We start from the raw sequence: 21,188 nt of genomic DNA on the forward strand, positions 1-21,188 counted from the left end.
GCTTTCTCCTGAAAACCCATTAAAAATTCATGTTAAAAATATTTTACTCATTGAATTTATTGATCACTTGCTTAGCAAACTGCCCCACCCGTGTCAGGCCATAGTCCCAGGCACCAAACCCGGATTCCGCATTGATATGCCCTGCCTCACCGACATCAACCAGCTCACTACCCCATACCCGTGCCCAATATTCTGCGCGGGTAAAACGCATTAACGGGTCGTTATGGCTGGCAAATGCCAGGCTCGGTACCGCCAAAGGCTGGTTATTGATGCGCTCTTCTAATTCAAAACGTAGCGGCTCAGCCGGTGCCACCAATACCACTCCGGCCACTCCCGAAATCCCACTCTGGACGACATAACATGACGCCAAGGCACCAAAGCTGTGTCCGATCAAAATAGCCGGTTGCTTACAGGCCAATAGCTCCCGACGGATAGCTAATCCCCAATTGTCCAAATCTGCCTGAAACCAGTCCCGCTGGCGGATCCTGCGCCACGATGGAAAACGCCGGGACCAGTAGCTTTGCCAATGCTCCTCACCGCTGTCGCGCACCCCAGGGACCAATATCATGGTCAGGTGTGCCGCCACCTCGGCCAGGGCGCTGTCCACTTCTGTCATGTGCATCAGCCTCGATCCTTGTTAAACCCCGTCAGCATGGGTACTGAGCCAATAGCCAGGTCACAGCCAGCAGATCGGCACTGCCACCCGGGCTGAGGTTATCCGCGGTCATCCGTTGATCCAGCATAATCAACGCCCTGCGACGCTCGGCGAGCCCTGCGTCCTGCATCTCTAACAGTTGCCGGGCCTGGCGTTGTACAAAACGCAAACCAGCAAGCCCGCCACGCGACACCAGATTGGTATCGCAGTTATGCGCCATCAGCGTCAGCAGCACATGCCATAACACCTGTTCTTCCGCGTAGCCGGCTTTGCAAGCCTGCTGCCATGCAGGTAATGCGTATTGCCGTACCGTCATGAACCCGCTGGCGGCTTCCCCCCTAGCCCCCTTCATGCCGTATTGCTGATACAACCGCTCGCCTACCGTGACACCCCGACGCCTCTGAACCAGCTCCTGTTCCACCAGATGAGCGCTCAGGGACGATACTGCCTGGCAAAGAGTGGTGCTGGTGATCGCCTGCTGCTGCCCCGCCAGGCGCCCCGCCGCCGTACACAACAAGCCCAGCGAGAAAATGCCCCCCTTGTGAGTATTCACTCCGCCGGTAGCCCGAAACATATCCTGCTCACACGCCAGTCCCACCGGCCTCACCTTACTTAAGGCCACGTAGCCTTTCTCGTTGGCCGACAGTTCACCCACCGTGACGAAACGACTGAACCAGGGAGCTATCGCCGCGATGCTGCGGCGAAACAACGGCAAATCCATATCACGGTGAGCGCCATTACTTTCCCGGTCCACCAATCCCGGTTTGGGAGTCAGTTCCACTTCACGTCGTAAAGCTTCGACGGCCCATTGCGCAATGGTGCCAGCAGTAATGGGCTCACACTGATAAGCTGTTGACGTAGTCATCAATCTTGTCCTCTATACTCTGTAACAACCGCGATAGCGGGTGTTTGCCAGAACGGGCACAAGCATGTGCAGGTTCATCGCAAACCAGACAGGTGCGAGCGGGTTGCCCGAAACGACTGCGGCTCAATAACCCCTCCTGTGGGCTAAAAACATCCATATCCCATAACCGCCCTAGAGGGTGATGGTTTTCCAACGCAACCGTGGCACGTTTTACCGCCACTGCTGGCGCCGTTACCGCCCAGAAAGCCTCCGCGCCTTCAGGCAACCAGAAAACCTGATGCTGACTGATCCCCCACCCGGCTCCCTGAACCAACTGCCCAAACGTCATTAGTGCCACCTGCATGACCTGACGAGCTTGTGGGCTATCTTTAACCTCGCCAGGCCAGACCAACGTCAGTGAAACCAGGGTCTCTTGCCAGCGCTCCAACCAGAGTCTTTGCCGCTCGGCCCGTCGATCCCGGGCGGCCAGCAATGCCTCCAGCGTCACCGGGGTGACCGCAACAGCAGGTGCGCTACTCACGGCTGTTTCACCTGGCGGACAACGTCTATAACGCTACCGTCGCGGTAACGAATCACTCCGACAATGCGATCCTCAAACTCGATGGGTTTCGGTTCACCGCAAATTTCCAATGTTCGCTGATGCAGTGTTTCAATGCTCATGAGCGGCAGACCCGCGGCCAACAGGCGTTGGTATACCTCCGGGCGTGCAGGATTCACCGCAATACCATGGTCGGTGACCAAAACATCAATGCTCTCGCCAGGGGTGACGCAGGTCGTCACATGGCGTACCACCGTAGGAATACGGCTGCGGATCAAGGGGGCGACCACGATGGTCAGATTAGCGGCGGCAGCCACATCACAATGCCCACCCGAAGCCCCGCGCATGACTCCGTCCGATCCGGTTATCACGTTAACGTTGAAATCGAGGTCAATCTCCAACGCGCTGAGGATGACGATATCCAACTGGTCACAACAGGCCGCTTTGGCCGCCGGGTTGGCGTAAATGCTGGTCGAAATTTCCACATGTCGCGGATTTTTTGCCAGTGAGGAGGCTGCGCTACTGTCAAAGCTTTGCGTATCCAGCAGGGTTTCAATCAAGCCTTTCTCGTGCAGATCGACGAGGCTGCCGGTGATCCCCCCCAACGCAAAACTCGCCACAATGTCTTGGCGTAACATGCGGGCTTCAAGAAAGCGGGTGCAGGCCGTTGATGCAGCACCAGAGCCGGTTTGTACCGAAAAACCGTTGTTGAAATAGCCTGAATGCTCGATCACATCGGCAGCTGTTCGGGCAATCATCAGCTCGCGTGGGTTACTGGTCACACGCGCCGCCCCTACGCTGATTTTCGCCGGGTCACCCACCTCTGTGACCTGCACTATGCTGTCTACCTGAGTCTGCAGAATACTGGCTGGCAGGTTGGGGAATGGGACGATTTCCTCGGTCAGCAGCACCACGTGGCGAGCATACTGTGCATCCACCATCGCATAACCCAGTGAGCCACAGCGTGACTGGCCTGCAGTCCCGTTGGCATTGCCATACTCATCGCTGCAAGGCACACCGAGGAAGGCCACATCAATGGTGATTTCACCACTTTCGATCAGCTTCACCCGCCCGCCATGAGAATGGATCTGCACCGGTTCCTTCATCAGCCCGTTAGAGATCGCCTCTGCCAGTGGGCCACGCATGCCCGAGGTATAAATTTTGCTGATAACGCCGTTGCGAATATGTTCGATCAGCGGCGCATTGCAGGTCATCAGAGAGCTGGAAGCCAAGGTGATGTTTTTCAGCCCCTGCCTGGCCAGAGCGTCCACCACGGTATTGATGACTTTATCACCCTCACGAAATCCATGATGAAAGGAGATGGTCATACCATCGCGCAAACCACTGCGGGTAATGGCGTCTTCCAGGCTGGTACACAGTTTGCGCTCATGCTTTTGACGGGCATCGGCCAGGTAAGGAGTATGGGCGTTAGCACCACTGAATAGCGTCCAGTGATGCTCATCGGCACAGTGCTGGCGCAATGAATCAATTACATTAATCATCGACGTTTCCCGTTGGTTCCGTTTATTCATCATTGGCGCACACCTGATGCATGGGCGCGATCGAGTACGATGCGGGCATGATTAATGATCGGGGCATCAATCATTTTCCCATTCAGTGAGATGACTCCAAGACCTGCACGCTCACCTTCTTCTGCAGCGGCAATCACCCGCACTGCGTAATCCACATCTTCCTGTGTCGGCGCGTAGGCGTTGTGCAACAACTCTATCTGGCGGGGATTAATCAGGGATTTGCCGTTAAAGCCCATTCGGCGGATCAAGTCCACCTCACGTAGGAAACCCGCTTCATCATTGATATCGGAATACACCACATCAAATGCATCAATTCCTGCCGCCCGTGCCGCATGCAGCACCGCGTTACGCGCATAGAACAGCTCGGTTCCATCACCCCGTTCAGTTTGCATATCCATCACATAATCAAACGCGGCCAAAGCAATCCCCATCAGACGTGGAGAAGAGCGGGCAATTGCCACCGCATTGATTACGCCAACCGCCGATTCAATCGCCGCCATCAAACGGGTTGATCCCACAGGGCGACCGCAGGACTCTTCAATGCGGGCGACTTCATTTTCCAGTTGGTAAATATCATCCGGGCTGTCGGTTTTTGGCAGACGAATTACATCAGCACCGCCGCGAACCGCTGCCTGCAAATCTTTCAAACCAAATGGCGTATTTAGCGGATTGATGCGTACCACCGTTTCAATGTCGCGATACATCGGGAGTTGCAGTGCATGAAAGACCAAAATGCGGGCGCTGTCTTTTTCCCGCAGAGACACCGCATCTTCCAGGTCAAACATGATTGAATCCGGTTTATACACAAATGCAGTCGACAACATGGCCGCATTTGAACCGGGGAGAAATAACATGCTTCGACGCAGCTTTTTCATCACAACACCTCCCAGTTGAGCGTCTCTTCCTGTGTACCGCGTAACACCGCACACTGAACCCTGGCTCGGATAACACAATCCAGTGCCCCTTTGTCATCAATGATCACCAGCCCATCCGTGACATCTAGCGCCTTCAGGGTTTGGTGCACGACTGCCGCTATCTGCTCACCAAACTGCTTGAACACTTCACTGTTAATGACGACGTCCAGCCCTCCCTCTGACGGACTCACCTTGACCAACAAATCGCTGGACTCAAAGGTGCCGGCCAGAGCCGCCTTAGTTATTTTCATGGTATGAATTCCTGCCTCGAGTCATTTGTAAAATGGATAACCTTATTGACGGTTGATGAACGCATTTCATGATGTACAGACCGGTAAGCAATAGGGCTGCAGATAGGGCAGCGTGGTCTTGGGCACAATGTCCTCAATAGCCTCTGCCTGGTGTTGGCGTAATAGTTGGCGTACATCGGAAGCAGAAATCGCCCGGCCATTCATGGTGGTTTTACGGTCGATCTCCACCACGCTTACTGCCCGTGAGCTTGTGTTGTCTGAGCCTTCCAGCCAGTAATGCATAGCATCGTTATATTGTGCTGTGACTGCGCAATGGGGTTCCGTGCCGACAAAACGGTGAGTGATCCCTAACGCAGGCGCGATATAGCGGCGGAAAACCAGCAGATCCATCGCTGAATAGGTTTCGTTAACCACCTTCTGTTCTTTGAGGAAATAACTGGGGAATGTTGCCCGTGAAATCAGGTAACAAGTGCCGGGGTGGACCGTCAGACCACTGAGGTCGGCCACGCCTTGGCGTACCATTTCCAACCGTTGCGCGAACGGGAAAAGTGAAACATCCTCACTTACGACAAAGATATGTAACCAATCACAGGCTTGCAGTGCCTGTTCTACCAAATAACGGTGGCCAAGAGTGAAGGGGTTGGCATTCATCACGATACAGCCGATACGCTTGCCCGGTTGCCTGAACGGCTGGAGCGAGGCGCGATACCGGGCTATACCCACTGGCGTGTTTTCCAGCAACACGCTGATACCTGGAACCTCGGCTATCGGGAAAAAACCGCATCCGCGGAAGAAAACTTTATTTTCAGGACGGGTATACAAGAAAAGGTGTAGGTTGCCACGCTGTGCTGCCAGCTTAGCCACCTCTTCGACAATCCGTACGCTGAGCTTTTCCCCACGCCAGGCAATATCCACGGCCACACACTTGATGGTGTTACCCGCCAAACCGGCACAGGCGATGATATTTTTGCCCTTGCGGGCAATCACAAACAGCTCAATGTCCCGATCTACCCCGAGATGGCAATGCTGTAAAAACGAGTGTATCTCTCCGATCCAAACGACATCATCGGTAACTGAAATCTCTTCAAATTCAACAGAGTCAATGATATCCATCAAGGGCACTCCCAGACTGCCGTCCATAACGTCACTCCCACCTTTTTGACATCTCTGCTGATGTTCTGGAGCCCGTTTTATTACGCAGGAATGTTGCATCGTGAACTGGCTTCAACAATTGAGTTACGTAAATGACCAATGTTTTCAATCTCTACTTCGATACAATCCCCCGGTTTCATAAACAGTGGAGGATTACGTTTTTTCCCAACCCCACCCGGCGAACCAGTGATTATGACGTCACCTGGGCGGAGGAAGGTGAAAGTACTGATGTACTCAATTAATTCAGCGACTTTGTAGATCATGCTGCTGGTATGGTCGTCTTGCACCAAGTGGCCATTCAGATAGGTACGGATAGATAAAGCATGGGGATCGGGAATTTCATCGACCGTAGTGAGAAAAGGCCCAAAAGAGCCGGTTTTACGCCAGTTCTTACCGGCGGTATACCAACTGTGCTGCCAGTCACGTACTGAGCCGTCCATATAACAGCTGTAACCCGCGACATACTCAAAAGCCTGCTCACGTCCAATGTTCTCACCTGATTTACCAATAATGACAGCCAACTCACCTTCGTAATCAAACTCCTTGGTTAACCAAGGTTTGATAACATCGGTATCGTGGCCGGTTTGAGAGTCGGCAAAGCGGACGAATAACGTGGGCGCAGGGTTCTGTTCATTAAACTCTTTACGTTTCTCCGCATAATTCATACCGACACAAAGGATTTTACCTGGCTGTTCAATTACCGGTAGGAAGGTAATATCATCGAGCGAAATATCAGGCTGGCAACGGATAAACTCACGAGCCAATGCAAGAGCATCACCTTCCAATAATGATTTCAAAGTGGGGTAGCGCGCACCAATTCTATCCCCCAGATCGATAATGCCGTTGGGAGTATAAATACCGTAACTTTTTTGACCACCGTGGCTATAGCTTGCGAGTTTCATAAGAGAGCCTATTGGATTTTCCTGGGCCAGCAATAAAAATGCTCATTGCCGGCAATAGTAATTCACTGCTTAAATATGGGGCTATTCATTACTCTTGGCGGGGACGAGTTGGATGTTACCTACCGCCCCTAAATAATTGGCCACCACAATCCCAACCCCCAGCAAGGCGATAATGAAGCCGGTCATCCCAGGCCAGCCGAATGTGGCAAAAACCTGTCCATTGCAATAACCGATTACCGAGCCGCCCATATAGTAGAAGAACAGGTATAGCCCCGTTGCTTGCCCACGAGAATGGGTCGCATTTTTACTCACCCAGCTTAAGCCGATAGAGTGACAACCGAAGAAGCATCCGGTAAAAATGACTGCGCCAACAATGAATACGGCGGTATTTTGTGTCAACGTCAGCAACATCCCGACAATCATCATCACGAAAAGGCCAGCCAATACTTTCATTCCACCGAACTTCGCTGATAAACGCCCTGCCTGTGGTGCGGTGAAGAAACTCAAAGCAAAACTGAATGAAATCAATCCAGCTTGCGCATGTGACACATTAAACGGTTCTTTAGCCAAGAAGAAGGCAAGATAGTTATACAAAGAGGTAAATACACCGAAAATAATAAAACTGACTACAAACATTAGCGCCAATTTTTTATTTTTAAAGTGCTGTGCGCCTTCTTTCAGAACACGGGTAAAATTAATATTTTTTGATGCCTGGAATTTTTGGGACTCCGGCAAGACAAAATATACCATCAGCGAGACCATCATCAAAAGCACGGCAAAGCCGTAGAAGATGATGTCGATGGAGACATAGTCAATGAGTTGGCTGGCCAAAACACGTCCTGACATACCACCTATCGAGTTACCAAATACAAAGTATCCGGTGACCACCCCAGCCACGACCGGAGCGACCTCCTCACTGATATAAGCGGTCGCCGCTGCCGCTATACCGCTGAGCGCCAGCCCAATAACACCGCGTAGCATCACCAACAACGCCCAGGATTCAACGAGGGGACATAGGAGAGTGAGTACGCCCCCGGTAAACAGCGATACTATAATTAACCGTTTCCGTCCAAATCGGTCTGAGAGCGTGCCGGTAAATAGCAAGCCTATCGCCAGTAACGCGGTCTCCGCGGAAAGAATAATACTGACATGGCTAACGGCAACGTCATACTCAATGGCTAAACGAGGAAGCAGAGGTTGTATAAAAAATAAAGAGGCTAGTTCAGCCAACCCTGAGATAGCCAGGGCCAATATTACGCGATAATAATTTCTGGCACTAACACCTCTGCCTTTTCCTGGCAGATCAGCCGATTTGGACACAGTCATTATGACCTCATAGTTATATTGAGTGTAGGTACAGAGAGATAAGTCACAGTTAAATAAAACATGTCTAATCATTGAGGTAATACGAAATCAATAAACGCCTTCCGTTTCTAAATCCCCTTCAGCCACACACACATTGCCAACAAATAATTTCCGGGCAGTCCTTATCACTGAGGCGCGAACACTTTCCATTTCACTACCTGTTTTAACTAAAGAGATATCAATTTTTCCGCTGGGGTGCTCAATGACGACGTGTTCGAGAAAGTCACCCGCCGGTTGGTCAACGAATTGATTGGCTATACTCCCTGGCATTAGGCAAGCGGTAGCAATGCCTACTGATCCCGTAATGGCTAATGATTTATGACAATTATGGGGCATAAAATAACGGACTTTTAGGGTACCCCCCGCGCTGGCCTCGCTTACTAATACCGGCTTAGGTATCACCTTTTTACTGACATCGCCTAACCCCATGGCCAAACCGGCTTTTAATCTGATGCTTTCTAGCATCTGAAGAAAATTTTTATCCGCGTCTAAAACCTGTGGCGATTCGTCACCACGCTTACCTAAATCGCAGGCGTTGATTAATACCATGGGCATAGCCATATCAATGCAAGTCACACCGATACCCTCAATAACATCGATGACCTTACCTGTCGGGAGTAATTTACCCGTTTTGGAGCCAGCAGAATTCAAGAAAGTCAGCCCAACCGGTGCCGCACTACCTGGTACGCCATCGATCGTGGTATCGCCTTCGTAGGTCACGATTTTATCAGGGGTCTGAATATCAGCATCGATCAGGGTGCCGGTATTGAGATTACGAATTCGCACCCGGGTCACGGGATCGGTAGCAACCACCAACCCCTTTTCAATAGCAAAAGGCCCAACGGCACACAGCATATTGCCGCAGTTTGGCGTGGTATCCACATGCCGCTCTTTTACCATCACCTGTGCAAACAGATAATCGATATCAGCATCAGCGCTGGTCGATGGGCTCACTATCGCCACCTTACTGGTTTGCGGGCTTCCACCACCGATACCATCGATTTCAAGTTCATGACCGGCCCCCATCAAGGACAAGAGCATTTCATCTCTTGCTTCACGTTCCTGAGGTAAATCACTGGCCAATAATACGGGACCTTTAGAGGTCCCTCCACGCATGAGCACACAAGGGATCTGCAACATAATTAATCATCTCGGCAGTGAACAACTTTTGATGACACAAGATTCCCATAAGGTGATCAATTACTCTAATGCCGAAAATCGGGAGATTGATTCGATTTTGACATTAATACCGATGCTATCATTGTGGTTAAACAGGCCTCTTTCTTCATTTAGGATTACGCTATGCAGCATGAGCTACAAGGGATCCAAGCTTTTGTAAAAGTTGCAGAATTTTGTTGCTTTACCAAGGCAGCTGAGGTGCTGAACGTCACTCAACCTGCGCTGACGCGCAGAATTAAAAAGCTGGAAGAGAGCCTGGGTACACCGCTGTTTGAACGTTCGACTCGCCGGGTCAGTCTGACCGCTGTCGGAAAGAGTTTTTTACCTAATGCACGGAATTTGCTAAATTTATTTGAAAATTCCGTGTTGAACATTAAAGAGATGGCTTCGCACCAGGTTGGGAAAGTCACGTTATCTTGTCTGCCTACTGCAGCATTCTATTTCCTGCCCACCGTTATTCGTGACTACAATGCCTCTTATCCAAATATTCGTGTGCGGATCCTTGAGCACGGTACAAATAATTGCCTGGAAGCGGTGCTAAATGGCGATGCTGACTTCGGCATTAACATGATCAATGTCACACATCCCAACGTTGAATTTATGCCGTTAGTTAATGAGCCCTTTGTGCTGGCTTGTCGACGAGACCATCCTTTGGCTCAAAAGCCATTGGTGATGTGGGAGGAATTGGATGGGTATCCACTTATTGGTGTGAGACGCTCAAGTGGTAATCGCCTTCTCATTGAGAAAGCCCTGGAGAATACCAAGTGGGATCCGAATTGGTTTTACGAAGTTCGCCATCTTTCTACCTCGTTGGGGCTGGTTGAGGCGGGCTTGGGGATTGCAGCGCTTCCCAGTCTGGCCATGCCCAAAGATGACCACCCTACCTTGGTGAGTCGCCCCTTGATTGAACCGGTGGTGAGAAGAACTCTCGGTTTGATTCAACGCCGTGAGGCCTCACTTAGCCCGGCAGCAGAACGATTCAAGGAAATGCTGTTACAACTGTGGTCAAACGACCGGAATAGCCCTTGGGTCGGGAAATTTAACCTGTGACTCTATGTTTGGTTGGACCTCATTAGTGCCCTGCCGACTGCGTCAGCCTCGGAACCTCAGCCCCAGGAGGCCTGTCAGTGGATCTCAATGACGCAAAAAATCCGTGTGGCCAAACCGTAATACAAGCCCTGTAAGCTCGCAGACGACGGCAACATGCTTTTCCTCGTTCCTCCCAACTACTTTTCTGAGTTGTGACAGAAATGACATCAAGTGATCCGCTTTACGCGTACCTCATTAAAACAGCATAAAAAAACACCTGATTGTCCCCCGGTCAGCAAGGAAGCAACTATTGTTAAGGTACGGGCTGTTTGTCTGCTTAAGGCTCTCACCACAGATGTTAGCGGAAAGCCCCCAAGGAAGCCGTACCACCTAAATAATATTGTCATTTTGCGAGGTGCACATGCTTTATGTTGATATCCCTAGCCGTGAAGAATATGCCTATTTAGCTGATATTCATGCGGATGCTTGTATCTCGATTTATCTTGAAACCTCGCCTCTACGTCAGCACTTAGAGGCCAGTAAAATTCAACTTGGTAACTTCATCAAGGAGGCGCTGTTGCAGGTTGCAGACAGCGGCCTGGATAAACGCCGTGTTGCCCTGTTGGAAGAACAGCTTTGTTCTGTGTTGGAGGATGAGTCATTTTGGGACCTGCATGCACGCAGCCTGGCGGTGCTTGCAACACCAGACAGTATCCGAACTTACCGGCTGGCAAATGAGCTATCCAATCGACTAGAGGTGGGCAAACGTTTCTACCTTAAACCACTACTGCGTGCGTTAACCTTCCCACATTCGGCCTACATCCTTGCACTCTCTGAAAACCAGACGCGCCTGATCGAGTTTTTTGCTGATGCTCCCGCAGAAGAGATGACAGTGCCAGAGATGCCCACCTCCATGAAGGATGCTATGGGGGATGCAGCATTGAATGACCACCATCATGGAGCGACACATCATAAAGTGCGACTCGCGCAATATACTCGCAAAATTGACCAGGCGTTACGTCCACTGTTTGCCAGACATGATTCTCCGCTTCTCCTTGTCAGTACCGAGCCGCTGGTCTCAATCTACCGTTCAACAAACTCGTTGGCTAACCTGGCAGATGAAACGCTGTTCAAAAATGCAGAGCACCTTGGTACATCTGAATTGGTAACGTTGGTGCGGCCGTTAATGGATAACTATTATCAGGAGCAATTGAACGCGTTAGCCTCGCGCTTTGAAACGCGCTTAGGAGAACGCCGGGTCACTCAGGATCTTTCAGATGCGGCAAGAGCAGCCACATTCGGCGCCATTGATTTGTTACTGATTAACCTCGACTGCAAGCTGAAAGGCACCATTGATGAGCAGGGATTAATCACTTTCAGTGACCATGATGAGGATGACACCTACGATTTAATAGACGAGATTGCCAAAAGAGCGATGGCGACCGGTGCAAGAGTTTTAGCAGTACGCAGCGATGATTTACCTTCCGGTGCAGATCTTAACGCCATATTACGTTTCCCACTATAAGGACTCTGTCTGGTTAAGGAAGGTGCGATCAAATTAGGTCGCATCTTCTTGGGAACAATCTTCCGTAGTATCAATTCTCCTCAGAGAGAAGTTTTAAACACGCCGCTTTGACTTCATCCATCAGTTGTTTAGCCAGCGGGGTCAAACCATGTTGTTGTTTATGAATCAGAACATATAGGGCATCAGGCAGTTTTTCTTTTATAGGTATAACTGTGATAAGATCTTTTACATAAGAGACATCGAGAACCGCCTTGGGGCCAATAAAAAAATAATCCTCATTTAACACCATTTGCTCACCAATGCTCAATGAGTCACCATAAATCACGATATCTGTGCTTCCCTTCCCTTTTGGGAAAATAAATTTCTCCAGCTCTTTATAATATCCTGTTCTGGTACTAGGGAAATACCATTTTGCCCCTTGCAATTCGCTTAATGAACGACAGTGAGAGAGAGGGTGCCCCTTTCTGGCAATAATACAAAATTCCGCTTTGATCGGTTGCTCAACAATAAACTCGCTCATTGATATCTCAGGTGACGCGATTCCAATAAAAAAATCCAATCGCCCTAGCCGAAGTGAATTCACCAGTTCACAAAGTTGCCCTTCAATGATGGTAATATTGGATGTTGGGTGTTGGACTTGAAATTTATTAACCAAAGAAGGGAGCACACTTAAAGCAGGCAAGTGTGAACAACCAAAGACTACGTTGCCCTGAGATTGTTGACTCAATTGATGCAACTCATCTACGGCTCTTTCAAGATCGTTAAGTAGCGTGTTAACCCTATGTTCAAAAACACGCCCCATCTTGGTCAAAACCATGCCCTGCGGACCTCGGGATAATAATGACACTCCCAAAATCCGCTCTAACTCCTGAATACTTTTGGTCATCGCAGGCTGGGTTTTGAACAAGGCCTGTGAAGCGGTTCTGATGTTTCCATAATAGATAATCGCCTGAAAATCCCTGAGCTGATTGATTTTTGGAAGTTCTTTCATAGTCCACCATCTATTTTCAGACTAAATAACAACTTGAGAGTGAATAAATTTAAGCTTAGATGCTGAACCCAAAAATGTAAACACCAACTATTTTTGTCTCACAGAATCCATTTAGTCTTCGGTAATATTATTAAATATCAATTTATTACAACAAGATAGCGGGGAGGCGTAACGATTTATGCTCATGTCACTTCAAGTTGCGGCTACTCACCACCGCGGCAACTTGAAGGACGACGGGTAAAGCCATTGATTATTCAACCTCACTGGACCAAGGATAGATCTTACATTCCCTTTGCAGTTTATCTATCATGGTCCTGGCATGCATCGTCAACGGTAAACGATGAGAGTAGATAAAACTGTAGGACGCATCGGGTAGTTGCTCTTCGATCGGTATTATGCACAACTGCTGGCTTAGATAAGGTACCTGAAGCATCTCTTTCGCGGCCACTGTCAAAAAGCCAGCATTCATCACCATTTGCAACGTGATGGCCGCCGTGTCCCCCCGGATAATGGTCTGTGTATTCTCTTCCCCTTCGGGGAACAGTAGTGCATCAAGTTCACCGAAGTAACCAATTTTCGCCGTGGGTAAATACCATTTGGCCTGTTTGAGCTGGCTCAGCGAAGTACTCTTAGCCAATGGATGATCTCGGTGTGCCACCACGGCAAAAGGAGTGGTAAAGAATGGCTCTTCAATAAATTCGCTAGCCAGGATCGTTTCAGGCGACGTTGCGCCGATGACAAAGTCTAATTCTCCTCCCCTCAGTGCAGGTAATAGCTCGGAAATTTGTCCTTCCGTAAGATTGATGTTGACCTGCGGAAAGCGTTTATTAAAACGCTGGATTGCAGCTGGTAACATGGTAAAAAAGGGTAACGACGAACTCCCCAACTCAATGGTTCCCTGAGAGGTGGCGCTAAGTTGCTTTGCTTCATTGACTGCGCGCTCCAACTCTTTCAGCACCAATTGAACTCGGGGTTCAAAAAGCTTCCCTGCTTCGGTGAGTACCACACCACGCGGCCCACGCATCAGAAGTGAAGTGCCTAACATTTTCTCAAGTTCATTCATTGACTGTGTCAATGCAGGCTGTGTCTGATGCAGGGCCTTGGCTGCAGCCCGAAAACTCCCGTGTTCGATAATCGACTGGAATACTTTAAGCTGGTTAGGCTTGGGCAGATTTTTCATAACGATGATATCTGTTTCTCACTATATTAAAGATTTTTATATTCCATTATAGGGACATAAAACCCTCTTAAGACAAAACCGGTTAGGGAACGACGCTGCTATTAATTCGTTTTTATCTTAGTTAAAAACAGGCAATGACAAGATAAAACGAGATATTGATGGCTGATGCTGTCATGGCAACTCCCCACAAAGTTGACGGTTAATGTATTAGGGCATATGCCTTAAATTCATCAGTAACGAACCACCACCAGCATTATGCTACTTTCTTTCCCTTTTATACCCATAAATTTATATTGCCGTACTACTTAATGCGCTACCTACTCTTATTTGACCCAAGGTCCTCCCCCAAGATGAAACCCTCTTGTTATATTTTCTTTTACCTATCAAATTCACTAAGGGACACAAGGAACGGACCCCCAGTTTAGCCAAGGCTGCACGTTTATGGTGGCTTACTGTCCTGAAATTTAGTTTCAAGTCGTTAGCTATCTTTCTAGCGGTATCACCATCCAGCAGCATGCGCAGAATCTCTAATTCACGCGGTGTGAGCATAGTTGAACTTTTACCGAAGATTTGCTCATTATTTGCGGTAGTGCTCAGCAACTCCCTGCTTAACTCATCAAGCGTTATTGTCTTATTCAGTATGATACTGACGTTTCTCAACCCACTAAAGTAACATTTAAGTGGGTTGACATCGGCTATATCACTTATCATTACAACTTTGCTATTGGGATGCATTTTCGGCAAACGCTCTCCAACAAGTTGCAAGAGTGAGGCCAAGTTATAATCACGGTTACAGACCGTTAGGATGACTAAATTTACTACCGGCAAGGCATTTAAAGCGTCCTCACAGTCTGAAAAACTGTCACTAGTATCTACAATATCAAGAGATACTGACAAATCTGTATCTTTAATTAATGCTTCTAACCCTGTTCTCATAAAATTACAGGAACATTGCAAAACTACTTTTTTCCTTCTCATTACTTCCTCGTGTTTTTTTGAGATATGACGTTTTTGGTAAGACTTTCTTCTTTAAATCTCCACTCTCATTGCTACTTTCATTACTCTAGCAGCTACGATATTTAGCGGTTGGATAGGGTTGCCTCTCCCTGTAAAGAAAGCCATTAAGGACATATTGTATATGCTAATGGCTTTAGTTAAAGACGAATCCATGCAATAACAAATGCAATCCTAGCTTTATTTATAGCCAGTATAAGATTTTACTTGGTCGTTGTGAAGGAAGTATTTTCTATCGGTGATAACTAAAAGTAATGAATGTTAGGTATAATAATAAATACTAGGGGTATTAAAAATAATTATAAATAAGCCTCGTTGTTTTATAAGGTTTTTATTTTTTAAAATAACTTATTTTTATCACCCATAGAAAAAACTATATTTACAGAGGTTATATTTTATCTCTATGCTACACCTCATTGAAATGCACTTCACTTAAAAAAGAACATCATCTCTTTATTTTATATAGGAAAGGTTAAGCATAGTCTTCTTATTACTGATAATTCGGTGAGAGAACACTCTATTTGGTGGTAGGGGGCTCTTGCTCTACAACTAACGTACTTATTCTAAGTGTCTTTTTACAATCACAGTGCCTTGTTAACTGTAATTAAGGAATGTAAATGAACAAATTTATTCTGTCTGCTATTGCAGGCGTCCTGCTCTCTTCTGGTCTGGCGCAGGCTGCTTCTGGCGGTACCATCAATTTTCAGGGGCAGTTAAGTAATAACACCTGCGAAGTCATTGTCAACGGCCAAGCTAGCAACCCGATTGTTACCCTGCCAATTGTTAGTATTGGTCAACTAGGAAGTGCGGCACAGACGGCCGGGCTCACCGGTTTCACCCTGACACTGGCCAACTGCAGTGGTAGTTTGAAAACCGCCTCCGCTTTCTTTCAAGCTGGTGCTGCGGTAGATGTTCTTACCGGCCGCCTTAATAACACTGGTACGGCACAAAACGTCAGCCTGCAATTGCGTGATGGCACCAGTGCTTCTCAAACGGTGATCAAAGCGGGTAACGCGGAACAGATCAACGGTAACTCGTTTGTAAACGTCAAGTCTGGTAGCACTAACTTGCCCTATTTTGTTGAGTATTATGCTGAGGGTACAACCACCCCAGGCACCGTCGTCAGCAATGTTGTTTACTCTATTCAATACAAGTAATGCCTTGAGGGAAGGGCTCCCCTCCCAAATAATCTACTTCAGGAGACTTTATGTGTTTTCCCTTTCATAACATTTTACGAGTTGCTGGCTTAGCCGTGGTGGCCCTATTCAGTACTCATAGTTTGGCAAGTATCGTGATTAACGGGACACGAGTTATTTATCCTTCAGATCAAAAAGAAGTCAGCGTCAGACTTAATAATACGGGTAATTCTCCCGTTTTGATCCAAAGCTGGTTGGATACGGGTGATATCAATGCCAAACCGGCAGCGATTAAGGTTCCCTTTATACTGAGCCCCCCAATGAACCGAGTAGAGGGAGGCAAGGGCCAGACGTTACAGATTAGTTACTCAGGGGCATCGTTACCCATGGATAAAGAGTCGGTATTTTGGCTCAACGTACTAGAGGTGCCCGCCAAGAAACAGGCAAAATCTGATGAAAACTACCTGCAAATGGCGTTTCGCTCACGCATTAAAGTCTTTTATCGCCCAGCAGGATTGGCAGGTAACGCGAATGATGCCGCTCAGGCAGTCACTTGGAGCGTAAAAGGCAGCAGCCTGCAGGCATTCAACCCAACACCCTATTATGTGTCTTTTGTCAGCCTGATGGTAAATGGCAAAAAAATTGAAGGCGAAATGGTAGCACCGAGATCTACCCTGACCTTGGCAGTACCCTCTAATAAGGGGGATACCGTGAGCGGTGAATTTGTTAACGACTACGGTGCCGTTAATTTGTTTAACGCCGAAATTAAATAGCCTTGGTTAAAGTTATATGCTTAATTTTCTTAATTGGTTCAGATACAGCAAAGTGATTGCTGAAACCAATAGTAACCTGTCGCTGGCGGCGTCCCGCTTTTCCTCTGATGGTTATCTGGATTTTATGACTGCCATGGAAAGCCGTGATGCGGTAACCAGAGGGGATTCACCTGAATCGGTATCACGTGCCAAAAATCGTTTCACCGTCACGGCAGGACAGGGGCTGGCTGAAGGCTGGGGGCAGTGAATATATGACCCTACCCCAAAATCCTGCTCCATTCAGAAACAGAATTCCGGCATGATAAACACTCCCCTGAGTGGAGGTTGTGCCGATGAAAAAGTCGCGATTCACCGAAGAACAGATTGTCTTTGCCCTGAAACAGGCCGAGCTGGGTACATCGGTGCCTGAAGTCTGCCGTAAACTGGGTATCTCTGATGCCACCTTTTACACGTGGCGTAAAAAATACGGTGGGATTTCCCCTTCAGAGCTGAAGCACATGCGCCAGCTCGAAGAAGAAAATCTCAGGCTGAAAAGGCTGGTTGCTGATCTGAGCCTCAACAAGGCGATGCAGCTGTGACCTTCATGATTAATTACTATTAAGCCATAGAGGATTATCTTGGGCCACGTAATTGCAGTCTGTGCCGAGTTGTAGGGATAACAGCCCCCAGCTCAAAGTGATCAGACAGAAAATTACGGGTTATCCAGGTTGCTGAAACTATTGGCATTCGCGGAATGCTAGTACATGCGTTATCCGTTGAGGCCAGAGAATTCCGTATACGTGTGGGATTCCCCCTTGAGCCGATGATGTTGATGATAACGTTGGGGGACTAGATCGAGAGTCTTTAATGGGGAAGAGGCTCGCAACTGATTTCTTGAAGCTTTATTGCGACTCTTCCTCAACGGACTACTCGGCGTAAGCCGGTTGAAAAACAGTATGCCCGATTTGACACGCTGCATCAAGATAAGCCTTAGGCTCCCCCAGTTCTGGCAGCAGGAGCATTTCAGATGTCTTAACCGAAGCGCCACAATAATCAAAAATACCGTGCGTTATCTGCGCGTTAAAAGCATCGGTAAAGCCATGCCGGTCATAGACGCCTTTGCTTGCCGCCCCCAGGGCAACCAGATGAACCGGTAAATGCCCCAGTTTTTTGACCACTGCCCCATCTGCCGTCTCTTCATAAGCCCAGCCATTGGAAAACACGCGGTCTACCCACCCCTTAAGCAAGGCAGGCATACTCCACCAGTAGATTGGGAACACCAGAACCAGGGCATCCGCACCATCAATTCGTGCCTGTTCTGCCAGAATATCCGCTGGAACGGTGGCCGTTTTTAAAAATGCGGCGATATCAGCGGCACCGTACACCGGATTGAAACCTTCCTGGGTAAGATCGGCAATTTCAAACGTATGGGCGGGATCGGTCGCCGTTATCCCTTCGGCGATGGCTGCTGCAACACCATGGGTTAATGACGTATCGAGAGGATGAGACACAACGATGAGCGCGTGCATTGGGTGACTCCTATTGTCAGGGCGAGGTATAAAACGTACTCTATATACCAACAGTAAGTTACCGTCGGTAAGTTACCTTTAGTATATAGCGCTGTCAACGGGTAAATATTGCCATGATCTCCAAACCACATTCACGAGTTCGGCTATCGAGAGAAGAGCGTTATCAGCAGTTGCTGACAACCGCATGGGAAATCATTAATGAAGAAGGTACCGAAGCGCTGACGCTCGGCCACCTGGCAGAACGCTCGGGCGTCACCAAGCCGGTGGTGTATGATCACTTCACCAACCGTTCGGGCCTGTTTGCCGCGCTGTATCAAGAGTTTGATAATCGTCAGACCGCACGGATGGATGAAGCTATCCAAAATACCAAACCGGAGCTAGAAGCCTTAGCCTCGGTCATTGCCACTTCCTACATTGAGTGCGTGCTGCTGCAAGGCCGTGAGATGCCTAGCGTCATGGCTGCACTAGCCGGTACTCCCGAGCTTGAGAAAATCAGGAATGATTACGCCGTGGTGTTCATCGGGAAATGCCGCCAGATCTTTACCCCCTTCTGCTGCGATAACCAACTTCAGGATGCCGCGCTATGGGGTATGCTCGGCTCTGCAGAAGGGCTATCCTACGCCACCAGCTGTGGTGCGATTACGGCAGCCCAAGCTAAGGAAGAGTTATTCGGCATCATTATTTCGATGGTGCAGCGAAGTGGCGATCGGCAGGATATGGCTATACCATAATAAGCACAGCGTTACCCCTCATCATGGAAGAGAGTTATGCCGACGATCGTTACCCACGCCGCAGTGCCGTTATGCCTTGGTTTAGGGCTGGGCCAGAAAATCATACCGGCCCGCTTGCTGCTCGCAGGCGTGGTTCTTTCTATGCTGCCGGATGCCGACGTATTAGCGTTTAAATTCGGCGTGGCTTACGGCAATCAGTTTGGTCATCGCGGTTTCACACATTCACTGCTGTTTGCATTCCTGATGCCTAGCTTGGCACTGCTGTTCTACCGCTGGTTCAAGGCTAACCCCGTCAAGACCTGGTTGTTCCTGTTTATCTCGCTGTTATCCCACAGTTTGCTGGATTCGGTGACCACCGGAGGCAAAGGCGTCGGCTGGCTGTGGCCATGGAGTGACGAGCGTTTCTTTGCGCCCTGGCAGGTGATCCGCGTAGCACCGTTTAGCCTCGAGAAATACCTGACTCCTGCTGGGCATGCGGTGATCATGTCGGAATTACTGTGGGTTTGGTTGCCTGGAGCCATCTTGATGACCGGCATGATCGCGCTGCGTAAGTTCATGCAGCGCAAGTGAGAGATTGATTAGGTTGGTAAGCGGCTTAACCGACAAAATCAATTCTGGTCAGCATTAGCGTGCCTTGTTGCAGAGTAAACTCTACACGCATACCTCCCTCACAGGCTTCTGACAGCCCAGGGATCAGCAGGTTGGAACCCGTGCCGATAAATACGGCAAGCGTTCCGTCCTCAAAATCACCCGAACCGACCGAATCGCAGGTGCCTTCAACCAGCACTTTCTTCGCCCCATCATTGTAATAGAACTGCCCGTCCTCCTCTGCTGGGAAGTATTTTCTGGCCTGCTCCAACGGGGTTAATGAATTTACCCGGAAATCAGTCACCTGCTTTTTAGTGAGGTTGACACCCAGCAGCGGTATTTCCTTCAGACCATCCCTGATTTGCTGCGCATAGTGGTCAAACAGTGCTGGGGTAATGCTTTGTTGATGTTCATCAGGCGTTCCTGCCAGGAAGGTATCAGCAACGTTCTCAAGCGGGAAGACAATATGCGCCTTTAAATAGGCCATATCGGCCGTCTTGACCGCCTGTTGGAATAGCTGGAACTGGGTGAGCATCTCGACCTTGAGGCTGTCATCGATCTCCTGAGGAGCCACCGAGAGGAGCGGCTGCTTCACCGCATCCAACAGCTTTTGTTCGGTGATCGCCGAGGCTGGCCCACTGAAATTGCACTTCTCCACGGTCTTGCTCTCAACCATCAGCGCCTGCCACTCTGCCTTGGCATCTTTGGCCATAACTGCATCGTAGTAATTCATCCCTTGCCGATCCTGGCTCTCTTCCCCTTCCAGTCGCCCGCAGAAATACGCCATCTTGCCGGTTGTGCACAGGTGAGAAACCACAAATCTGGGTTGGGCAATAGCACCTTGATAACTGCGCCGAACCGCGTCCAGCAACGGCTTACGCTCCGCATCATAAAGACCGACGTTTTGGCACCCGCTCGCTGCGGGTTCATCTTGAATAGTGCTATGGCATTGGGCCTGCGCCGGTGAGTCGACATAGGAGTCAAAATTGCTCACCGTCGTCCAGAAGCCTTCCGCTGACTGCTGCAATTCTCGATCGTAGACCACCGTCTTGCCGTTAATTTTGGCACTACCGCTGCCATCATTGGTTTTAGCGGTGGCACAGAAATAGGCCTGCGAGCCGGAAACGCTCAGCTGTTTAACCACAAACTGGATATCGGTGGGATAACCGATATTGGCACGCATCTGATCCAGAATGACACGCCGTAGCGGATCGTTGGCATCCAGCGTCTGCCCTTGAACATAGGGGGATAACAGCACCAGCAACAGCGCATATCTTTTCATGGGGCAAATCTCATCCTGAGCAGGCCTTACAGAGAGCGCCAGTATTGAAGCAATTTAGCCATCATTCAATAAAAAAAC

At 49.1% G+C, this 21,188-nt stretch carries 21 protein-coding genes and 3 pseudogenes; 9 read left to right on the forward strand and 15 right to left on the reverse strand.

What is annotated here, in order from left to right:
• Window positions 1-43: 43 nt before the first annotated feature.
• The 10 genes from ACKWMY_RS19665 to ACKWMY_RS19710 all read right to left on the reverse strand — a co-directional run bounded on the left by ACKWMY_RS19665 (window position 44) and on the right by ACKWMY_RS19710 (window position 9,314).
• Window positions 44-622 (reverse strand): alpha/beta hydrolase, encoded by a 579-nt coding sequence (locus ACKWMY_RS19665; RefSeq protein WP_409486861.1) that lies wholly within the window; start codon window positions 620-622, stop codon window positions 44-46.
• A 25-nt stretch (window positions 623-647) separates the two neighbouring features.
• On the reverse strand, window positions 648-1,520 hold the full coding sequence (gene citG, locus ACKWMY_RS19670) for a triphosphoribosyl-dephospho-CoA synthase CitG (protein WP_024531093.1): 873 nt from the start codon (window positions 1,518-1,520) through the stop codon (window positions 648-650).
• Window positions 1,492-2,040: a citrate lyase holo-[acyl-carrier protein] synthase gene (gene citX / locus ACKWMY_RS19675; protein WP_074031787.1), complete on the reverse strand. Its 549-nt coding sequence runs from the start codon at window positions 2,038-2,040 to the stop codon at window positions 1,492-1,494. The genes citG and citX overlap by 29 nt, the downstream gene beginning before the upstream one ends.
• The gene (citF, locus tag ACKWMY_RS19680) at window positions 2,037-3,560 is read right to left on the reverse strand and encodes a citrate lyase subunit alpha (protein WP_409486862.1); all 1,524 of its coding nucleotides are present in this window, start codon (window positions 3,558-3,560) and stop codon (window positions 2,037-2,039) included. The genes citX and citF overlap by 4 nt, the downstream gene beginning before the upstream one ends.
• A 29-nt stretch (window positions 3,561-3,589) precedes the next feature.
• Window positions 3,590-4,465 carry a citrate (pro-3S)-lyase subunit beta gene (gene citE, locus ACKWMY_RS19685; protein WP_024531090.1) on the reverse strand — a complete coding sequence of 292 codons (876 nt, stop codon included), beginning with the start codon at window positions 4,463-4,465 and terminating at the stop codon, window positions 3,590-3,592.
• Window positions 4,465-4,755 (reverse strand): citrate lyase acyl carrier protein, encoded by a 291-nt coding sequence (citD, locus tag ACKWMY_RS19690; RefSeq protein WP_024531089.1) that lies wholly within the window; start codon window positions 4,753-4,755, stop codon window positions 4,465-4,467. Before citD ends, citE begins: the two co-directional genes overlap by 1 nt.
• A 66-nt stretch (window positions 4,756-4,821) precedes the next feature.
• The gene (gene citC / locus ACKWMY_RS19695; RefSeq protein ID WP_409486863.1) at window positions 4,822-5,868 is read right to left on the reverse strand and encodes a [citrate (pro-3S)-lyase] ligase; all 1,047 of its coding nucleotides are present in this window, start codon (window positions 5,866-5,868) and stop codon (window positions 4,822-4,824) included.
• 80 nt (window positions 5,869-5,948) lie between these two features.
• Window positions 5,949-6,809, reverse strand: a complete 861-nt coding sequence (locus ACKWMY_RS19700) for a fumarylacetoacetate hydrolase family protein (RefSeq protein ID WP_409486864.1) — start codon at window positions 6,807-6,809, stop codon at window positions 5,949-5,951.
• 81 nt (window positions 6,810-6,890) lie between these two features.
• On the reverse strand, window positions 6,891-8,135 hold the full coding sequence (locus ACKWMY_RS19705; protein WP_409486865.1) for an MFS transporter: 1,245 nt from the start codon (window positions 8,133-8,135) through the stop codon (window positions 6,891-6,893).
• A gap of 87 nt (window positions 8,136-8,222) precedes the next feature.
• Window positions 8,223-9,314, reverse strand: coding sequence for a 4-oxalomesaconate tautomerase (locus tag ACKWMY_RS19710; protein WP_409486866.1), 1,092 nt, complete (start codon window positions 9,312-9,314; stop codon window positions 8,223-8,225).
• A 162-nt stretch (window positions 9,315-9,476) separates the two neighbouring features.
• On the opposite strand from ACKWMY_RS19710, the gene ACKWMY_RS19715 reads away from it, so the two are divergent.
• The gene (locus ACKWMY_RS19715; RefSeq protein WP_024531084.1) at window positions 9,477-10,403 is read left to right on the forward strand and encodes a LysR family transcriptional regulator; all 927 of its coding nucleotides are present in this window, start codon (window positions 9,477-9,479) and stop codon (window positions 10,401-10,403) included.
• A 400-nt stretch (window positions 10,404-10,803) separates the two neighbouring features.
• Window positions 10,804-11,907: a hypothetical protein gene (locus ACKWMY_RS19720; RefSeq protein WP_409486867.1), complete on the forward strand. Its 1,104-nt coding sequence runs from the start codon at window positions 10,804-10,806 to the stop codon at window positions 11,905-11,907.
• A 70-nt stretch (window positions 11,908-11,977) separates the two neighbouring features.
• Here ACKWMY_RS19720 and ACKWMY_RS19725 read toward each other — a convergent pair whose 3' ends face one another.
• The 3 genes from ACKWMY_RS19725 to ACKWMY_RS19735 form a co-directional block, all read right to left on the reverse strand.
• Window positions 11,978-12,898 (reverse strand): LysR substrate-binding domain-containing protein, encoded by a 921-nt coding sequence (locus ACKWMY_RS19725; RefSeq protein WP_074031782.1) that lies wholly within the window; start codon window positions 12,896-12,898, stop codon window positions 11,978-11,980.
• A gap of 250 nt (window positions 12,899-13,148) precedes the next feature.
• The gene (locus ACKWMY_RS19730) at window positions 13,149-14,078 is read right to left on the reverse strand and encodes a LysR substrate-binding domain-containing protein (RefSeq protein WP_074031781.1); all 930 of its coding nucleotides are present in this window, start codon (window positions 14,076-14,078) and stop codon (window positions 13,149-13,151) included.
• A gap of 288 nt (window positions 14,079-14,366) precedes the next feature.
• The gene (locus ACKWMY_RS19735) at window positions 14,367-15,056 is read right to left on the reverse strand and encodes a LuxR C-terminal-related transcriptional regulator (RefSeq protein ID WP_409486868.1); all 690 of its coding nucleotides are present in this window, start codon (window positions 15,054-15,056) and stop codon (window positions 14,367-14,369) included.
• Between the two features lie 653 nt (window positions 15,057-15,709).
• Between ACKWMY_RS19735 and ACKWMY_RS19740 the strand changes: the two genes are divergently transcribed.
• The 5 genes and pseudogenes from ACKWMY_RS19740 to ACKWMY_RS19760 form a co-directional block, all read left to right on the forward strand.
• Window positions 15,710-16,249, forward strand: a complete 540-nt coding sequence (locus tag ACKWMY_RS19740; RefSeq protein ID WP_196061364.1) for a fimbrial protein — start codon at window positions 15,710-15,712, stop codon at window positions 16,247-16,249.
• Between the two features lie 50 nt (window positions 16,250-16,299).
• On the forward strand, window positions 16,300-17,001 hold the full coding sequence (locus ACKWMY_RS19745; RefSeq protein ID WP_409486869.1) for a fimbria/pilus periplasmic chaperone: 702 nt from the start codon (window positions 16,300-16,302) through the stop codon (window positions 16,999-17,001).
• Window positions 17,002-17,044: 43 nt separating this feature from the next.
• A pseudogene (locus ACKWMY_RS19750) lies at window positions 17,045-17,245 on the forward strand (fimbria/pilus outer membrane usher protein); the annotation flags it as partial.
• An 88-nt stretch (window positions 17,246-17,333) separates the two neighbouring features.
• A pseudogene (locus ACKWMY_RS19755) lies at window positions 17,334-17,570 on the forward strand (transposase); the annotation flags it as partial.
• Window positions 17,571-17,683: 113 nt separating this feature from the next.
• Window positions 17,684-17,833: pseudogene (locus ACKWMY_RS19760) on the forward strand (GNAT family N-acetyltransferase); the annotation flags it as partial.
• Window positions 17,834-17,906: 73 nt separating this feature from the next.
• On the opposite strand, the gene ACKWMY_RS19765 reads toward ACKWMY_RS19760, so the two are convergent.
• Window positions 17,907-18,509, reverse strand: coding sequence for an NAD(P)H-dependent oxidoreductase (locus ACKWMY_RS19765; protein ID WP_409486870.1), 603 nt, complete (start codon window positions 18,507-18,509; stop codon window positions 17,907-17,909).
• Window positions 18,510-18,625: 116 nt separating this feature from the next.
• Between ACKWMY_RS19765 and ACKWMY_RS19770 the strand changes: the two genes are divergently transcribed.
• Together ACKWMY_RS19770 and ACKWMY_RS19775 are read left to right on the forward strand one after the other, a co-directional pair.
• Window positions 18,626-19,240 (forward strand): TetR/AcrR family transcriptional regulator, encoded by a 615-nt coding sequence (locus ACKWMY_RS19770; RefSeq protein WP_261160067.1) that lies wholly within the window; start codon window positions 18,626-18,628, stop codon window positions 19,238-19,240.
• Window positions 19,241-19,276: 36 nt separating this feature from the next.
• Window positions 19,277-19,810: a metal-dependent hydrolase gene (locus ACKWMY_RS19775; RefSeq protein ID WP_211134731.1), complete on the forward strand. Its 534-nt coding sequence runs from the start codon at window positions 19,277-19,279 to the stop codon at window positions 19,808-19,810.
• 25 nt (window positions 19,811-19,835) lie between these two features.
• Here ACKWMY_RS19775 and ACKWMY_RS19780 read toward each other — a convergent pair whose 3' ends face one another.
• Window positions 19,836-21,110, reverse strand: a complete 1,275-nt coding sequence (locus ACKWMY_RS19780) for a hypothetical protein (RefSeq protein ID WP_409486871.1) — start codon at window positions 21,108-21,110, stop codon at window positions 19,836-19,838.
• Window positions 21,111-21,188: the final 78 nt, after the last annotated feature.

Source organism: Serratia sp. J2 (genome assembly GCF_046269175.1).
In the GTDB taxonomy this organism is placed as follows: domain Bacteria; phylum Pseudomonadota; class Gammaproteobacteria; order Enterobacterales; family Enterobacteriaceae; genus Chania; species Chania fonticola_C.

What these genes read in the sequence shown, in the direction of transcription:
- ACKWMY_RS19700 (WP_409486864.1), bottom strand. Translation starts at nt 6,809, where the DNA reads ATGAAACTCGCAAGCTATAGCCACGGTGGTCAAAAAAGTTACGGTATT.
- ACKWMY_RS19730 (WP_074031781.1), bottom strand. Translation starts at nt 14,078, where the DNA reads ATGAAAAATCTGCCCAAGCCTAACCAGCTTAAAGTATTCCAGTCGATT.
- ACKWMY_RS19710 (WP_409486866.1), bottom strand. Translation starts at nt 9,314, where the DNA reads ATGTTGCAGATCCCTTGTGTGCTCATGCGTGGAGGGACCTCTAAAGGT.
- ACKWMY_RS19665 (WP_409486861.1), bottom strand. Translation starts at nt 622, where the DNA reads ATGCACATGACAGAAGTGGACAGCGCCCTGGCCGAGGTGGCGGCACAC.
- ACKWMY_RS19745 (WP_409486869.1), top strand. Translation starts at nt 16,300, where the DNA reads ATGTGTTTTCCCTTTCATAACATTTTACGAGTTGCTGGCTTAGCCGTG.
- ACKWMY_RS19765 (WP_409486870.1), bottom strand. Translation starts at nt 18,509, where the DNA reads ATGCACGCGCTCATCGTTGTGTCTCATCCTCTCGATACGTCATTAACC.
- ACKWMY_RS19740 (WP_196061364.1), top strand. Translation starts at nt 15,710, where the DNA reads ATGAACAAATTTATTCTGTCTGCTATTGCAGGCGTCCTGCTCTCTTCT.
- ACKWMY_RS19780 (WP_409486871.1), bottom strand. Translation starts at nt 21,110, where the DNA reads ATGAAAAGATATGCGCTGTTGCTGGTGCTGTTATCCCCCTATGTTCAA.
- ACKWMY_RS19715 (WP_024531084.1), top strand. Translation starts at nt 9,477, where the DNA reads ATGCAGCATGAGCTACAAGGGATCCAAGCTTTTGTAAAAGTTGCAGAA.
- ACKWMY_RS19705 (WP_409486865.1), bottom strand. Translation starts at nt 8,135, where the DNA reads ATGACTGTGTCCAAATCGGCTGATCTGCCAGGAAAAGGCAGAGGTGTT.
- citE (WP_024531090.1), bottom strand. Translation starts at nt 4,465, where the DNA reads ATGAAAAAGCTGCGTCGAAGCATGTTATTTCTCCCCGGTTCAAATGCG.
- citF (WP_409486862.1), bottom strand. Translation starts at nt 3,560, where the DNA reads ATGATTAATGTAATTGATTCATTGCGCCAGCACTGTGCCGATGAGCAT.
- ACKWMY_RS19720 (WP_409486867.1), top strand. Translation starts at nt 10,804, where the DNA reads ATGCTTTATGTTGATATCCCTAGCCGTGAAGAATATGCCTATTTAGCT.
- citC (WP_409486863.1), bottom strand. Translation starts at nt 5,868, where the DNA reads ATGGATATCATTGACTCTGTTGAATTTGAAGAGATTTCAGTTACCGAT.
- citD (WP_024531089.1), bottom strand. Translation starts at nt 4,755, where the DNA reads ATGAAAATAACTAAGGCGGCTCTGGCCGGCACCTTTGAGTCCAGCGAT.
- ACKWMY_RS19735 (WP_409486868.1), bottom strand. Translation starts at nt 15,056, where the DNA reads ATGAGAAGGAAAAAAGTAGTTTTGCAATGTTCCTGTAATTTTATGAGA.
- ACKWMY_RS19775 (WP_211134731.1), top strand. Translation starts at nt 19,277, where the DNA reads ATGCCGACGATCGTTACCCACGCCGCAGTGCCGTTATGCCTTGGTTTA.
- citG (WP_024531093.1), bottom strand. Translation starts at nt 1,520, where the DNA reads ATGACTACGTCAACAGCTTATCAGTGTGAGCCCATTACTGCTGGCACC.
- ACKWMY_RS19725 (WP_074031782.1), bottom strand. Translation starts at nt 12,898, where the DNA reads ATGAAAGAACTTCCAAAAATCAATCAGCTCAGGGATTTTCAGGCGATT.